General features: G+C 62.3%; 17 protein-coding genes. 16 read left to right on the top strand and 1 reads right to left on the bottom strand.

From position 1 onward, the window contains the following. Window positions 1-10 precede the first annotated feature (10 nt). From rplR to bfr, 13 genes are all read left to right on the top strand, one after another. A complete protein-coding gene (rplR, locus tag ACQ5BL_RS24830) occupies window positions 11-361 on the top strand; it encodes a 50S ribosomal protein L18 (RefSeq protein ID WP_152219916.1) in 351 nt (116 codons plus the stop codon). 3 nt (window positions 362-364) lie between these two features. Further along, a complete protein-coding gene (gene rpsE, locus ACQ5BL_RS24825) occupies window positions 365-865 on the top strand; it encodes a 30S ribosomal protein S5 (protein ID WP_009617173.1) in 501 nt (166 codons plus the stop codon). A 2-nt stretch (window positions 866-867) separates the two neighbouring features. Further along, window positions 868-1,044, top strand: coding sequence for a 50S ribosomal protein L30 (gene rpmD, locus ACQ5BL_RS24820; protein WP_016490545.1), 177 nt, complete (start codon window positions 868-870; stop codon window positions 1,042-1,044). A 3-nt stretch (window positions 1,045-1,047) separates the two neighbouring features. Continuing rightward, window positions 1,048-1,482 (top strand): 50S ribosomal protein L15, encoded by a 435-nt coding sequence (gene rplO / locus ACQ5BL_RS24815; RefSeq protein ID WP_152219918.1) that lies wholly within the window; start codon window positions 1,048-1,050, stop codon window positions 1,480-1,482. After that, window positions 1,483-2,814: a preprotein translocase subunit SecY gene (gene secY / locus ACQ5BL_RS24810; protein WP_207884734.1), complete on the top strand. Its 1,332-nt coding sequence runs from the start codon at window positions 1,483-1,485 to the stop codon at window positions 2,812-2,814. A gap of 24 nt (window positions 2,815-2,838) precedes the next feature. Beyond that, complete coding sequence (gene rpmJ, locus ACQ5BL_RS24805; RefSeq protein ID WP_014854209.1) at window positions 2,839-2,955, top strand: 50S ribosomal protein L36; 117 nt, start codon at window positions 2,839-2,841, stop codon at window positions 2,953-2,955. 130 nt (window positions 2,956-3,085) lie between these two features. Next, complete coding sequence (rpsM, locus tag ACQ5BL_RS24800) at window positions 3,086-3,442, top strand: 30S ribosomal protein S13 (protein ID WP_017521894.1); 357 nt, start codon at window positions 3,086-3,088, stop codon at window positions 3,440-3,442. Window positions 3,443-3,460: 18 nt separating this feature from the next. Beyond that, window positions 3,461-3,850: a 30S ribosomal protein S11 gene (gene rpsK, locus ACQ5BL_RS24795; protein WP_003093689.1), complete on the top strand. Its 390-nt coding sequence runs from the start codon at window positions 3,461-3,463 to the stop codon at window positions 3,848-3,850. A 16-nt stretch (window positions 3,851-3,866) separates the two neighbouring features. Then, on the top strand, window positions 3,867-4,487 hold the full coding sequence (gene rpsD, locus ACQ5BL_RS24790; RefSeq protein ID WP_207884733.1) for a 30S ribosomal protein S4: 621 nt from the start codon (window positions 3,867-3,869) through the stop codon (window positions 4,485-4,487). A 22-nt stretch (window positions 4,488-4,509) separates the two neighbouring features. Next, window positions 4,510-5,511 (top strand): DNA-directed RNA polymerase subunit alpha, encoded by a 1,002-nt coding sequence (locus ACQ5BL_RS24785; RefSeq protein ID WP_009617182.1) that lies wholly within the window; start codon window positions 4,510-4,512, stop codon window positions 5,509-5,511. A gap of 43 nt (window positions 5,512-5,554) precedes the next feature. Beyond that, entirely contained in the window at window positions 5,555-5,944 is a 390-nt protein-coding gene (rplQ, locus tag ACQ5BL_RS24780) for a 50S ribosomal protein L17 (protein WP_015475338.1), read from the top strand. A 261-nt stretch (window positions 5,945-6,205) separates the two neighbouring features. Then, window positions 6,206-7,654 carry a catalase KatA gene (gene katA, locus ACQ5BL_RS24775; protein WP_243805133.1) on the top strand — a complete coding sequence of 483 codons (1,449 nt, stop codon included), beginning with the start codon at window positions 6,206-6,208 and terminating at the stop codon, window positions 7,652-7,654. A 133-nt stretch (window positions 7,655-7,787) separates the two neighbouring features. Then, complete coding sequence (gene bfr, locus ACQ5BL_RS24770) at window positions 7,788-8,252, top strand: bacterioferritin (RefSeq protein ID WP_243805134.1); 465 nt, start codon at window positions 7,788-7,790, stop codon at window positions 8,250-8,252. A 119-nt stretch (window positions 8,253-8,371) separates the two neighbouring features. Here the strand turns inward: bfr and uvrA are convergent, their stop codons facing one another. Then, the gene (gene uvrA, locus ACQ5BL_RS24765; protein ID WP_207884730.1) at window positions 8,372-11,206 is read right to left on the bottom strand and encodes an excinuclease ABC subunit UvrA; all 2,835 of its coding nucleotides are present in this window, start codon (window positions 11,204-11,206) and stop codon (window positions 8,372-8,374) included. Window positions 11,207-11,420: 214 nt separating this feature from the next. Here uvrA and ACQ5BL_RS24760 point away from each other — a divergent pair, with 214 nt between their 5' ends. The 3 genes from ACQ5BL_RS24760 to ACQ5BL_RS24750 all read left to right on the top strand — a co-directional run bounded on the left by ACQ5BL_RS24760 (window position 11,421) and on the right by ACQ5BL_RS24750 (window position 13,690). Next, window positions 11,421-12,809, top strand: coding sequence for an MFS transporter (locus ACQ5BL_RS24760; protein ID WP_207884729.1), 1,389 nt, complete (start codon window positions 11,421-11,423; stop codon window positions 12,807-12,809). Window positions 12,810-12,827: 18 nt separating this feature from the next. Further along, window positions 12,828-13,325 carry a single-stranded DNA-binding protein gene (ssb, locus tag ACQ5BL_RS24755; RefSeq protein WP_207884728.1) on the top strand — a complete coding sequence of 166 codons (498 nt, stop codon included), beginning with the start codon at window positions 12,828-12,830 and terminating at the stop codon, window positions 13,323-13,325. Between the two features lie 176 nt (window positions 13,326-13,501). Next, window positions 13,502-13,690, top strand: a complete 189-nt coding sequence (locus ACQ5BL_RS24750) for a hypothetical protein (protein ID WP_207884727.1) — start codon at window positions 13,502-13,504, stop codon at window positions 13,688-13,690. The last annotated feature ends 111 nt before the right edge of the window (window positions 13,691-13,801 follow it).

The following is a 13,801-nucleotide window of genomic DNA, read 5'->3' as shown; positions in this document are numbered from 1 at the left end:
GGCATAGCAAATGAGCGTCAAGAAAGAAACCCGTCTGCGCCGCGCTCGCAAGGCTCGCCTGAAGATGCGCGAACTGGAAGCCGTACGCCTCTGCGTGTACCGCTCCGCCCAGCACATCTACGCCCAGGTCATTGCGGCCGATGGCGGCAAGGTCCTGGCCAGCGCCTCGACCCTGGACAAGGAACTGCGCGAAGGTGCCACCGGCAACATCGACGCAGCCAAGAAAGTTGGTCAACTGGTCGCCGAACGCGCCAAGGCTGCCGGCGTCACTCAGGTGGCGTTCGACCGTTCTGGCTTCAAGTACCACGGCCGTATCAAGGCCCTGGCTGATGCCGCTCGCGAAGGCGGTCTGGAGTTCTAAGTTATGGCAAACAACGATCAAAAGCGCGACGAAGGCTACATCGAGAAGCTGGTTCAAGTGAACCGCGTCGCCAAAACCGTTAAAGGTGGCCGTATCTTCGCCTTCACCGCGCTGACCGTGGTTGGCGATGGCAAAGGCCGCGTGGGCTTCGGTCGTGGCAAGGCGCGTGAAGTGCCGGCTGCCATCCAGAAGGCCATGGAAGCTGCTCGCCGCAACATGATCCAGGTTGATCTGAACGGCACCACCCTGCAGTACCCGACCAAGTCCGCCCATGGCGCCTCCAAGGTGTACATGCAGCCGGCTTCCGAAGGTACCGGTATCATCGCCGGCGGCGCCATGCGTGCTGTCCTGGAAGTGGCCGGTGTGCAGAACGTTCTGGCGAAGTGCTACGGCTCCACCAATCCGGTGAACGTGGTCTACGCAACCTTCAAGGGCCTGAAGAACATGCAGTCCCCTGAGTCGGTAGCGGCCAAGCGTGGCAAGAGCGTCGAGGAGATTCTCTAACCATGGCAACTGTCAAAGTTACTCTGATCAAGAGCGTGAACGGCCGTCTGGCCAATCACAAGGCTTGCGTCAAAGGCCTGGGCCTGCGTCGCATTGGTCACACCGTAGAAGTTCAGGACACTCCTGAAAACCGCGGCATGATCAACAAGGCCTACTACCTGCTGCGTGTGGAGGGTTAATCCATGCAACTGAACGATCTGCGTTCCGCGCCGGGTGCCCGTCGCGAAAAGCACCGTCCGGGCCGTGGCATCGGTAGCGGTCTGGGCAAGACCGGTGGCCGTGGTCACAAAGGTCAGACCTCCCGCTCCGGTGGCTCCATCGCTCCGGGCTTCGAGGGTGGTCAGCAGCCGCTGCACCGTCGTCTGCCGAAGTTCGGCTTCAACTCGCTGAAGGCCCTGGATCGCGCAGAAGTGCGTACCTCCGAGCTGGCCAAGGTCGAGGGTGATGTCGTAACCGTGCAGGCCCTGAAGGATGCCAACGTGATTAACCAGAACGTACAGCGTGTGAAAGTCATGCTGTCCGGCGAAGTTACTCGCGCAGTCACCCTGAAAGGCATTGGCGCCACCAAGGGCGCTCGTGCGGCTATCGAAGCAGCTGGCGGCAAAATCGAGGACTAAATGGCTAAGCAAGGTGCTCTCTCTGCGCTGAGCAACGGTGGTGGTTTGTCCGAGCTCTGGGCACGTCTGCGTTTCCTGTTCCTGGCGATCATCGTCTATCGGATCGGTGCGCATATCCCAGTCCCGGGCATCAACCCTGATCGCTTGGCGGCACTGTTCCGGCAGAACGAGGGGACCATTCTTAGCCTCTTCAACATGTTTTCCGGCGGCGCGCTGGAGCGCATGAGTATCTTTGCACTGGGGATCATGCCGTACATCTCGGCATCGATCATCATGCAGCTCATGACCGCTATCAGCCCGCAGCTGGAGCAGTTGAAGAAAGAGGGTGAGTCTGGGCGTCGCAAGATCAGCCAGTACACCCGCTACGCAACTCTCGCTCTGGCACTCGTCCAGGCCATCGGCATGTCCGTTGGTCTGGGCAGCCAGGGTGTGGCTTTCTCCAACGACTTCGGCTTCTACTTCGTGTCGGTCACCACCTTCGTGGCGGGTGCGCTGTTCATGATGTGGCTGGGTGAGCAGATCACCGAGCGGGGTGTCGGCAACGGCATCTCCATGTTGATCTTCTCCGGTATCGTCGCAGGCCTGCCCCGAGCAATCGGCCAGTCCTTCGAGTCCGCGCGTCAAGGTGACATCAACATCTTCGCCCTGATCGCCATCGGCCTGCTGGCCGTGGCCATCATCGCGTTCGTTGTGTTCATCGAGCGTGGTCAGCGTCGTATCGCCGTGCATTACGCCAAGCGCCAACAAGGCCGCAAGGTGTTTGCCGCCCAGACCAGCCACTTGCCGCTGAAAGTGAACATGGCGGGTGTAATCCCTGCGATCTTCGCCAGCAGCATCCTGCTGTTCCCGGCATCCCTGGGTGCCTGGTTCGGTCAGTCGGAGGGCCTGGGTTGGCTGCAGGACGTCGCGCAAGCGATCGCTCCGGGGCAGCCGCTGAACATTCTGCTGTTTAGTGCGGGGATCGTCTTCTTCTGCTTCTTCTACACAGCGCTGATGTTCAACCCGAAGGACGTGGCGGAAAACCTCAAGAAGTCCGGTGCATTTATTCCGGGTATTCGTCCGGGCGAACAGTCCGCTCGCTACATCGATGGCGTGCTGACCCGTTTGACCATGTTCGGTGCCCTGTACATGACGGCTGTGTGCCTGCTGCCCCAGTTCCTGGTCGTAGCTGCCCACGTACCGTTCTACCTTGGCGGGACCTCGTTGCTGATCGTGGTCGTGGTTGTGATGGACTTTATGGCCCAAGTACAATCGCACCTCGTTTCTCACCAGTACGAATCCCTCATGAAGAAAGCCAACCTGAAGGGCTATGGCAGCGGCCTGCTGCGCTGACCCGTAAGGTTCGAGGAGTCACTGATGAAAGTTCGTGCATCGGTTAAGAAGCTTTGCCGCAACTGCAAGATCGTCCGTCGCGAAGGCGTCGTTCGTGTGATCTGCAGCGCGGAGCCGCGTCACAAGCAGCGCCAAGGCTGAGTGTGAATCACGCGTTATAACCCGGCAGCTAGTGTGCTGCCGGGTTGATTATTTGTTTTTACAGCGCTAATATCCGCGCCCTTTCTTGGCTTCCTGGGCGCCGGGTAGCTGTCAATTGGAGTTTTTCTGAATGGCCCGTATTGCAGGCGTAAACATTCCGGATAACAAGCACACTGTTATCTCGCTGACCTACATCTATGGTGTTGGTCGCACTACCGCACAGAGCATCTGTGCAGCCACCGGCATCAGCCCGGCTGCAAAGATCAAAGACCTGAGCGAAGAGCAGATTGATTCGCTGCGTACCGAGGTGGCCAAGCTGACCACCGAAGGTGACCTGCGTCGCGAAATCAACATGAACATCAAGCGTCTGATGGACCTCGGTTGCTACCGCGGTCTGCGTCATCGTCGCGGTCTGCCGGTTCGCGGTCAGCGTACCAAGACCAACGCGCGTACCCGTAAGGGCCCGCGTAAGCCGATCCGCAAGTAATCGCTTAGGAATTTAGTCATGGCAAAACCTGCTGCTCGTCCTCGTAAGAAAGTCAAAAAGACGGTGGTTGACGGGATCGCGCATATCCACGCGTCCTTCAACAATACCATCGTTACCATCACCGACCGTCAGGGCAACGCTCTGTCCTGGGCCACTTCCGGTGGTTCGGGCTTCCGCGGCTCGCGTAAGAGCACCCCGTTCGCTGCCCAGGTAGCGGCCGAGCGTGCCGGCCAGGCTGCTCTGGAATACGGTCTGAAGAACCTCGACGTCAACGTCAAGGGCCCGGGCCCGGGCCGCGAGTCGGCTGTACGTGCGCTGAATGCCTGCGGTTACAAGATCGCCAGCATCACCGACGTAACCCCGATCCCGCACAACGGCTGCCGTCCGCCGAAAAAGCGTCGCGTGTAATAGGAGACAGTGAGAAATGGCTCGTTACATTGGTCCCAAGTGCAAACTGTCCCGCCGCGAAGGCACTGATCTGTTCCTGAAGAGTGGCGTCCGCGCCCTCGACTCGAAGTGCAAAGCAGAAAACGTTCCTGGCCAGCACGGCCAGCGTCGTGGTCGCCTGTCCGACTACGGTCTGCAGCTGCGCGAGAAGCAGAAAGTCCGCCGCATCTACGGCGTTCTGGAACGTCAATTCCGTGGCTACTATCAGGAAGCGTCCCGCCGCAAGGGCTCCACTGGTGAGAACCTGCTGCAGCTGCTCGAGTGCCGTCTGGACAACGTCGTCTACCGTATGGGCTTCGGTTCCACTCGTTCCGAATCCCGTCAGCTGGTGTCCCACAAGACCATCAGCGTGAACGGTCAGACCGTGAACATCCCGTCCTACCAGGTCAAAGCAGGCGACGTCGTTGCTGTTCGCGAGAAATCGAAGAACCAGCTGCGCATTGCCCAAGCTCTGGACCTGTGCGCCCAGCGCGGTCGCGTTGAGTGGGTCGAAGTGGATAGCGACAAGAAGTCCGGCACTTTCAAAAGTGTTCCGGCTCGTGCCGATCTGTCCGCCGACATCAACGAAAACCTGATTGTCGAGCTCTACTCCAAGTAAGGGCTAGAAAATAGGTGCATCCATGCAGAGTTCGGTAAATGAGTTCCTGACCCCCCGTCACATCGATGTGCAGGTGGTCAGCCAAACCCGCGCCAAGATCACCCTCGAGCCCCTCGAGCGTGGTTTCGGCCATACCCTGGGCAACGCGCTGCGTCGCATCCTGTTGTCCTCCATGCCTGGCTGTGCAGTAGTCGAGGCCGAGATCGACGGCGTACTCCACGAGTACTCCGCCATCGAAGGTGTGCAGGAAGATGTCATCGAGATCCTGCTCAACCTGAAAGGCCTGGCCATCAAGCTGCACGGCCGTGACGAAGTGACGCTGACCCTGGCGAAAAAGGGCTCGGGTGTGGTGACCGCTGCCGATATTCAGCTGGATCATGATGTCGAGATCGTCAACGGTGACCATGTTATCGCCCACCTGGCCGATAACGGTGCGCTGAACATGAAGCTGAAAGTCGCTCGTGGCCGTGGCTACGAGCCGGCTGATGCCCGTTCGAGCGATGAAGACGAAAGCCGTAGCATCGGCCGTCTTCAGCTCGACGCCTCGTTCAGCCCCGTACGTCGTGTTGCCTACGTGGTCGAGAACGCCCGTGTCGAACAGCGTACCAACCTGGACAAGCTGGTCCTCGATCTGGAAACCAACGGCACCCTGGACCCTGAAGAGGCTATCCGTCGCGCCGCTACCATCCTGCAACAGCAGCTGGCAGCGTTCGTGGACCTCAAAGGCGACAGCGAGCCCGTCGTTGAAGAGCAGGAAGACGAGATCGATCCGATCCTGCTGCGTCCGGTCGATGACCTTGAGCTGACCGTCCGTTCGGCCAACTGCCTGAAGGCAGAGAACATCTACTACATCGGTGACCTGATTCAGCGCACCGAAGTAGAGCTGCTCAAAACGCCGAACCTGGGCAAGAAGTCCCTGACCGAAATCAAGGACGTTCTGGCCTCTCGCGGTCTGTCCCTCGGTATGCGCCTCGACAACTGGCCGCCGGCAAGTCTCAAGAAAGACGACAAGGCTACTGCCTGATCGTCGTAGCTACCGAACGTAAAGTTTGGAAAGGAATTGAACCATGCGCCATCGTAAAAGTGGTCGTCACCTGAGCCGCACCAGCGCGCACCGCAAGGCTATGTTCCAGAACATGGCTGTGTCGCTCTTCGAACACGAACTGATCAAAACCACCCTGCCCAAGGCCAAGGAACTGCGTCGCGTTGCCGAGCCGCTGATCACCCTGGCTAAAGTGGATAGCGTTGCCAACCGTCGTCTCGCTTTCGACCGTACCCGTTCGAAAGAAGCCGTAGGCAAGCTCTTCAACGAACTGGGCAAGCGCTACGCCAACCGTCCGGGCGGCTACCTGCGCATCCTGAAGTGCGGCTTCCGCGCCGGCGACAATGCCCCCATGGCATACGTCGAACTGATTGACCGCGCTGTTGGCGGCCAAGCAGTAGAAGCTGCAGAGTAAGGTTTACGCCTTATAAGAAACCGGGCCCTGTGCCCGGTTTTTTATCGCCTGGAGAAAAGTTTTTCTCTATCGATCGCCTCAAATCAATAAATTGGATGCTAAGTCGCTCTTCGCCGATCCTGATCACGCCGACTTCCACGGCGCCTGAGCTGGATCAACTGCCAGCGGTCGTGGGGGCGCTTAATTGTCCGATGGGATGTCGGACCGCACTCACCTTTCCGTGAGCAGTGGATACCGCACCCGCCGTTGAGGAGAGTAACGATGAGCGACAAGACCCGCCTGACGACTGCCGCTGGAGCGCCGGTCGCCGATAACCAGAATGTCCAGACCGCCGGCCCTCGGGGTCCGATGCTGCTGCAGGACGTCTGGTTCCTGGAGAAACTGGCGCACTTCGACCGCGAGGTGATTCCTGAGCGTCGCATGCACGCCAAAGGCTCTGCTGCCTATGGCACCTTCACCGTCACCCATGACATCACCCGCTACACCCGCGCCAAGCTGTTCTCCGAGGTTGGCAAGCAGACCCCGTTGTTCCTGCGTTTCTCCACCGTTGCCGGCGAACGCGGCGCGGCCGACGCCGAGCGCGATATCCGCGGCTTCGCCCTGAAGTTCTACACCGAGGAAGGCAACTGGGACCTGGTGGGCAACAACACCCCGGTCTTCTACTTCCGCGACCCGCTGAAATTCCCCGACCTGAACCACGTGGTGAAACGTGATCCGCGCACCAACCTGCGCAACGCGACCCTGAAGTGGGACTTCTTTTCTCACCTGCCCGAAGCGCTGCACCAACTGACCATCGACTTCAGCGACCGGGGCCTGCCGCGCAGCTATCGTCACGTGCATGGCTTCGGCAGCCACACCTTCAGCTTCATCAACGCCAGCAACGAGCGCTTCTGGGTCAAGTTCCACTTCAAGACCCAGCAGGGCATCGAGAACCTGAGCAACGAGGAAGCCGCCAAGCTGGTAGGCGCCGACCGCGAGAGCTCGCAGCGTGATCTGTTTGACGCCATCGAGCGCGGTGACTTTCCGCGCTGGACGATGTACGTGCAGGTGATGCCGGAGAAGGAGGCGGCGACCTACCGCTACAACCCGTTCGACCTGACCAAGGTCTGGCCGCACGGCGACTACCCGCTGATCGAGGTCGGCTACTTCGAGCTGAACCGCAACCCGGCGAACTACTTCGCCGAGGTCGAGCAGTCCGCCTTCAGTCCGGCGAACATCGTTCCCGGCATCGGCTTCTCGCCGGACAGGATGCTCCAGGGCCGCCTGTTCTCCTACGGCGATGCACACCGCTACCGCCTGGGCGTGAACCACCACCAGATCCCGGTGAATGCTGCGCGCAACAACCCGCGCATCTATCACCGCGACGGCGCCATGCGGGTGGACGGCAATAACGGTGACATGACCGTCACCTACGAACCGAACAGCTTCAACCAGTGGCAGGAGCAGCCGGACTACTCCGAGCCGCCGCTGACCCTGGAAGGCACCGCCGACCACTGGAACCACCGGGTGGACGACGACTACTACAGCCAGCCGGCCGCGCTGTTCCGCCTGTTCGACGAGCCGCAGCGGCAGCGTCTGTACGCGAACATCGCCGGTGACATGGCAGGTGTGCCGGAAGCCATCCAGCGTCGCCAGCTCGCGCTGTTCTTAAAGATCGACCCGGCCTACGGCGAAGGTGTCGCCAAGGCGCTGGACTTGAAGCTGAACTAAGCTCAGGCGTCAGGATAAGCCGCCCTCTTCGGAGGGCGGCTTCGTTTCAGGCCAAGGCCGGGCTTGACCCCGGTCATGCCCGGCTGGACCATAGCGCCGTTTAATTGGCTGTCACGTTCCAGGGAGAAGGCTGATGCAAGGCCACGCCGAGGTTATCGATTATCTCAACACGCTGCTGACCGGTGAGCTGGCCGCTCGCGACCAGTATTTCATCCACTCGCGCATGTACGAGGACTGGGGCTTCACCAAGCTCTACGAGCGCCTGAACCACGAGATGGAAGAGGAAACCCAGCACGCCGACGCCTTGCTGCGCCGCATCCTGCTGCTCGAAGGCACACCGCGTATGCGCCCGGACGATATCCATCCGGGCAAGACCCTGCCGGAGATGCTCGAGGCCGACCTGAAGCTGGAGCGCCACGTGCGTGCAGCGCTGGCCAAGGGCATTGCGCTGTGTGAGCAGCACCAGGACTTCGTCACGCGCGACATCCTGCGCGTGCAGTTGACCGACACCGAGGAAGACCATGCGTATTGGCTGGAGCAGCAGCTCGGCCTGATCCAGAAGATCGGCCTGGAGAACTACCTGCAATCGCAGATCTGATCTGCACCTTGTAGGAGCGCGCCATGCGCGCGAATCGTGGGCATGGCCCACTCCTACAAGAGCCCAAAGAAAAGCCCCTGCGCCGATGGGCAGCAGGGGCTTTTTCATGCCGGTGCGGATCAGGCGCGATCGCGTTCCAGCAGCGGCTTGAGGAAGTGCCCGGTGTGCGACACCGCCAGCTCCGCAACCTGCTCCGGCGTGCCGGTGGCGATGATCTGGCCGCCCTTGGAGCCGCCCTCGGGGCCGAGGTCGACCAGCCAGTCGGCGGTCTTGATCACGTCCAGGTTGTGCTCGATCACCACCACGGTGTTGCCGTGGTCGCGCAGGCGGTGCAGTACGTCGAGCAGTTGCTGGATGTCCGCGAAGTGCAGGCCGGTGGTCGGCTCGTCGAGGATGTACAGGGTCTTGCCGGTATCGCGCTTGGACAGCTCGCGGGACAGCTTCACCCGCTGCGCCTCGCCACCGGAGAGAGTGGTCGCGCTCTGGCCCAGCTTGATATACGACAGCCCGACGTCCATCAGCGTCTGCAGCTTGCGGGCGATGGCCGGCACGGCGTCGAAGAACGCGCGGGCGTCCTCGATGGTCATGTCCAGCACCTCGGTGATGCTCTTGCCCTTGTAGCGGACTTCCAGGGTCTCGCGGTTGTAGCGCTTGCCCTTGCAGACGTCGCAGGGGACATAGATGTCCGGCAGGAAGTGCATCTCCACCTTGATCACGCCGTCGCCCTGGCAGGCCTCGCAGCGGCCGCCCTTGACGTTGAACGAGAAACGCCCCGGACCGTAGCCGCGCGAGCGGGCTTCCGGCACGCCGGCGAACAGCTCGCGGATCGGCGTGAACAGCCCGGTGTAGGTCGCCGGGTTGGAACGCGGGGTGCGGCCGATCGGGCTCTGGTCGATGTCCACCACCTTGTCCAGGTGCTGCAGGCCGTCGAAGGATTCGTAGGGCGCGACTTCCAGGGTGGTGGCGCCGTTGAGCGCGGTGGCGGTGATCGGGAACAGGGTGTTGTTGATCAGCGTCGACTTGCCCGAACCGGAAACGCCGGTGATGCAGGTGAACAGGCCGACCGGAATTTCCAGGTTGACGTTCTGCAGGTTGTTGCCGCGCGCGCCCTTGAGCTTGAGCAATTGCTTCTTGTTGCGCGGGGTGCGCTCGGCGGGCACGAGGATCTTGGTGCGACCGGACAGGTAGGCGCCAGTGACCGAGTCCGGGTGGTCCATGACCTGTTGCGGCGTGCCCTCGGCGACGATCTGCCCGCCGTGCACGCCGGCGCCGGGGCCGATGTCCACCACGTAGTCGGCGAGGCGGATGGCATCCTCGTCGTGCTCAACCACGATCACCGTGTTGCCCAGGTTGCGCAGGTGGGTGAGGGTGCCCAGCAGGCGCTCGTTGTCGCGCTGGTGCAGGCCGATGGAGGGTTCGTCGAGGATGTACATGACGCCCACCAGGCCGGCGCCGATCTGGCTGGCCAGACGGATACGCTGCGCCTCGCCGCCGGACAGGGTGTCGGCGCTGCGGTCCAGGGTCAGGTAGTCGAGGCCGACGTTGACCAGGAACTGCAGGCGCTCGCGGATCTCCTTGAGGATCTTCGAGGCGATTTCGCCGCGGCGGCCGGTGAGGGTCAGGCTCTCGGCGTACTCACAGGCGGTGCCCACCGGCATCGAGGTGATCGCCGGCAGCGTCTTGTCGCCCACCCAGACGTGGCGTGCCTCGCGGCGCAGGCGGGTGCCGTGGCAATCCGGGCAGGGCTGGGTGCTGAGGAACTTGGCCAGCTCCTCGCGCACGGTGGCCGACTCGGTCTCGCGGTAGCGGCGCTCCAGGTTCGGCAGGATGCCCTCGAACGGGTGCGCGCGCTTGACGATGTCGCCACGGTCGTTGAGGTAGCGGAACTCGACGTTCTCGCGGCCCGAACCGTTGAGGATGAACTTCTGGTGCTCCGGATCGAGATCCTGGAAGGGCTCCTCCAGGCTGAAGCCGAAGTGCCCGGCCAGCGAACCGAGCATCTGGAAGTAGTAGACGTTGCGCCGGTCCCAGCCGCGGATCGCGCCCTCGGCCAGGGTCAGCTCGCCGTTGACCACCCGCCGCGCGTCGAAGAACTGCTTCACGCCCAGGCCGTCGCAGGTAGGGCAGGCGCCGGCCGGGTTATTGAAGGAGAACAGCTTGGGTTCGAGTTCGCTGATGGAGTGTCCGCAGACCGGGCAGGCGAAGCGGGCGGAGAAGATCATCTCCTCGCCTTCTTCATCGTCCATGGGGGCTACGAGCGCGATGCCGTCCGCCAGGTTGATCGCCGTCTCGAAGGACTCCGCCAGGCGCTGCTGCAGGTCGCCACGCACCTTGAAGCGGTCCACCACCACATCGATGGAGTGCTTGAGCTTCTTGTCCAGCTTGGGCAGCTCGTCCAGCTCATAGAGCTTGCCGTTGACACGGGCACGGACGAAGCCCTGGGCGCGCATTTCCTCGAATACCGCCAGGTGCTCGCCCTTGCGTTCGCGGATCACCGGGGCCAGCAGCATCAGCTTGCGGCCTTCGGGCAGCGCCAGCACCTGGTCGACCATCTGGCTGACGGTCTGCGCCTCCAGCGGGATGTCGTGGTCCGGGCAGCGCGGAATACCCACGCGCGCATAAAGCAGGCGCAGGTAGTCGTAGATCTCGGTGATGGTACCCACGGTGGAACGCGGGTTGTGCGACGTGGATTTCTGCTCGATGGAAATCGCCGGCGACAGACCTTCGATGGTGTCGACGTCGGGTTTTTCCATCATCGAGAGGAACTGCCGGGCGTAGGCCGACAGGGACTCCACGTAGCGGCGCTGGCCTTCGGCATAGAGCGTATCGAAGGCCAGGGAGGACTTGCCGGAACCGGACAGGCCGGTGATCACGATCAGCTTGTCGCGCGGCAGGGTCAGGTCGATGTTCTTCAGGTTGTGGGTACGTGCCCCACGGATGAGGATCTTGTCCACAGCGGCCTCGCATGGCGGGCGAAAACCGCTGAGTATACGGCTGGCCGTCCGTATGCGGCAAAGTCGCGCGAGTGTGCTGGCAAGCAGCAGGACTGGTAGAATGCCCGGCTATTTTTCGGCGTTGGCGACAGCCGGCCCTTCGCGGAGTGCAGGGGCACGCCGTCACGGGGGCACTGAAGCGCATCCCCGACATCCGTCTTCCCATGAGGGGTTTATGCACGATTCCCACACTGAGCGCATGAGTGGCACCGAAACCCGCGCGGCCGCCGGCCTGTCCCTGGTCTTCGCGTTCCGCATGCTCGGCATGTTCATGGTCCTGCCGGTCCTGGCGACCTACGGGCAGGACCTCGCCGGCGCGACGCCGGCTTTGATCGGCCTGGCCATCGGCGCCTACGGCCTGACCCAGGCCATCCTGCAGATTCCCCTGGGCACCCTCTCCGACCGTATCGGCCGCCGGCCGATCATCGTCGTCGGCCTGCTGGTGTTCGCGGCGGGTGCCGCACTGGCGGCCAATGCCGACTCCATCTGGGGCATCATCGCCGGCCGGGTGCTGCAGGGCGCCGGGGCGATTTCCGCCGCCGTGATGGCGATGCTTTCCGACCTGACCCGCGAACAGCACCGTACCAAGGCCATGGCCATGATCGGCATGAGCATAGGCGTGTCCTTCGCCGTGGCGATGGTTGCCGGCCCGGTGCTGACCCACTGGTTCGGCCTGCACGGCCTGTTCTGGTTCACCGCCGGCATGGCGCTGGTGGGCATGCTGATCATCCTGTTCGTCGTGCCGACGCCGGATCACCGCATGCAGCACCGCGAATCCAGCGTGGCCAGGCAGTCGCTGATCCCGACCCTGAAGAACGGCGAGCTGTTGCGCCTGGACGCCGGCATCCTGGTCCTGCACGCCATCCTCATGGCCAGCTTCGTTGCGCTCCCGCTGGCGCTGGTGGAGCGCGCCGGGCTGCCCAAGGAGCAGCACTGGTGGGTGTACCTGACCGCGCTGCTGGTCGGCTTCTTCGGCATGGTGCCGTTCATCATCTACGCCGAGAAGAAGCGTCAGATGAAACGCGTCCTGAGCGGCGCGGTGGCGACCCTGATGCTCTGCGAGCTGTACTTCTGGGCCTTCGGCGACAGCCTGCAGGAACTGGTGTTCGGCATCATCGTCTACTTCACTGCGTTCAACCTGCTGGAGGCCTCGTTGCCGTCGCTGGTGAGCAAGGTGTCGCCCGCCGGCGGCAAGGGCACGGCGATGGGGGTGTACTCCACCAGCCAGTTCCTCGGCGCCGCGGTGGGCGGCATCCTGGGTGGCTGGATGTTCCAGCACGGCGGCTTGAACGGGGTATTCATCGGCTGCGCCGTGCTTGCTGCCATCTGGCTGGCAATTGCTGTTACCATGCGTGAACCGCCGTATGTAACGAGCATTCGCCTGCCTCTGTCCGATGAGGCGCTGCGCGATGCCTCGTTGGCCGAGCGTTTCAAGGCATTGCCCGGTGTGAGCGATGTGATGGTGGTCATCGAAGAGGCCGCCGCTTATGTCAAAGTAGATTCCCAACAAGTTGATCGCACGTCCCTCGAGCGCCTGGCCGGCGCCGAGCAGGCGACGTGCTGAAGCCTTTAGGAGAGCGTCATGGCCCGTGGGGTTAACAAAGTCATTCTGGTGGGTAACGTCGGTGGTGATCCGGAAACCCGTTACATGCCCAACGGCAACGCGGTGACCAACGTCACCCTGGCCACCAGCGAGAGCTGGAAGGACAAGCAGACCGGCCAGCAGCAGGAGCGTACCGAGTGGCACCGCGTGGTGTTCTTCGGTCGCCTGGCGGAAATCGTCGCCGAGTACGTGCGCAAGGGTTCGCAGATCTACGTCGAAGGCAGCCTGCGTACCCGCAAGTGGCAGGGGCAGGACGGCCAGGACCGTTACACCACCGAGATCGTGGTCGACATCAACGGCAACATGCAGCTGCTCGGCGGCCGTCCGGGCGCCGGTGGTGACGACGCTCCGCGCGCTCCCCGCGAGCCGCAGCAGCGTCCGCAGCAGGCGCCGCGTCCGGCCCCGCAGCAGCAGTCCCAGCCCGCGCCGCAACCGGCTCCGGACTACGACAGCTTCGACGACGACATTCCGTTCTAAACCGGACGGTTCGTCTCCCAAGAGCGCAGCCTTCGAGCTGCGCTTTTGCGTTTCTGGGACGTCCGTTTGGGCGATTGCTCGTAACAGTCTTTCTCGAAAGCGAGTATTTAATTAGCTAGCTAATTAAATGATTCTGGCATTGCCTTGATGTACGGCAAAACCGGAGAAGAAAAGACATGAGCATTACAGTGACCGAGCGTGACGACGACCATAAATCCCGCGAGTTCCGCGCCCTGGGCGGGCGTTGCTGGGATGTGTATCAGGAAGGCCAGTTGGTCGGCATCTTCCACACCGAGCGCGAGGCGCACGCCTATCGCGCCTCCCTGGAACTGGAGGTGCGTCACCGCCACGCCGCAGAGTTCTGAAGCAGGAAAGCCCCGTGGCGACGGCCGCGCCACGGGGCTCATGGGCTGAAATTACTGTAGGAGCGAGCTTGCTCGCGAACAGATTTCCCGGCGGTCGCGGTGCCGAGATGT

It is taken from the genome of Pseudomonas sp. B1-22, from assembly GCF_050474425.1.
Taxonomy (GTDB): Bacteria; Pseudomonadota; Gammaproteobacteria; order Pseudomonadales; family Pseudomonadaceae; genus Pseudomonas.
Note: the sequence above shows the minus strand (reverse complement) of the source record. Positions and strands in the feature narration are given on the sequence as shown.

What these genes read in the sequence shown, in the direction of transcription:
- rplR (WP_152219916.1), top strand. Translation starts at nt 11, where the DNA reads ATGAGCGTCAAGAAAGAAACCCGTCTGCGCCGCGCTCGCAAGGCTCGC.
- rpsE (WP_009617173.1), top strand. Translation starts at nt 365, where the DNA reads ATGGCAAACAACGATCAAAAGCGCGACGAAGGCTACATCGAGAAGCTG.
- rpmD (WP_016490545.1), top strand. Translation starts at nt 868, where the DNA reads ATGGCAACTGTCAAAGTTACTCTGATCAAGAGCGTGAACGGCCGTCTG.
- rplO (WP_152219918.1), top strand. Translation starts at nt 1,048, where the DNA reads ATGCAACTGAACGATCTGCGTTCCGCGCCGGGTGCCCGTCGCGAAAAG.
- secY (WP_207884734.1), top strand. Translation starts at nt 1,483, where the DNA reads ATGGCTAAGCAAGGTGCTCTCTCTGCGCTGAGCAACGGTGGTGGTTTG.
- rpmJ (WP_014854209.1), top strand. Translation starts at nt 2,839, where the DNA reads ATGAAAGTTCGTGCATCGGTTAAGAAGCTTTGCCGCAACTGCAAGATC.
- rpsM (WP_017521894.1), top strand. Translation starts at nt 3,086, where the DNA reads ATGGCCCGTATTGCAGGCGTAAACATTCCGGATAACAAGCACACTGTT.
- rpsK (WP_003093689.1), top strand. Translation starts at nt 3,461, where the DNA reads ATGGCAAAACCTGCTGCTCGTCCTCGTAAGAAAGTCAAAAAGACGGTG.
- rpsD (WP_207884733.1), top strand. Translation starts at nt 3,867, where the DNA reads ATGGCTCGTTACATTGGTCCCAAGTGCAAACTGTCCCGCCGCGAAGGC.
- ACQ5BL_RS24785 (WP_009617182.1), top strand. Translation starts at nt 4,510, where the DNA reads ATGCAGAGTTCGGTAAATGAGTTCCTGACCCCCCGTCACATCGATGTG.
- rplQ (WP_015475338.1), top strand. Translation starts at nt 5,555, where the DNA reads ATGCGCCATCGTAAAAGTGGTCGTCACCTGAGCCGCACCAGCGCGCAC.
- katA (WP_243805133.1), top strand. Translation starts at nt 6,206, where the DNA reads ATGAGCGACAAGACCCGCCTGACGACTGCCGCTGGAGCGCCGGTCGCC.
- bfr (WP_243805134.1), top strand. Translation starts at nt 7,788, where the DNA reads ATGCAAGGCCACGCCGAGGTTATCGATTATCTCAACACGCTGCTGACC.
- ACQ5BL_RS24760 (WP_207884729.1), top strand. Translation starts at nt 11,421, where the DNA reads ATGCACGATTCCCACACTGAGCGCATGAGTGGCACCGAAACCCGCGCG.
- ssb (WP_207884728.1), top strand. Translation starts at nt 12,828, where the DNA reads ATGGCCCGTGGGGTTAACAAAGTCATTCTGGTGGGTAACGTCGGTGGT.
- ACQ5BL_RS24750 (WP_207884727.1), top strand. Translation starts at nt 13,502, where the DNA reads ATGAGCATTACAGTGACCGAGCGTGACGACGACCATAAATCCCGCGAG.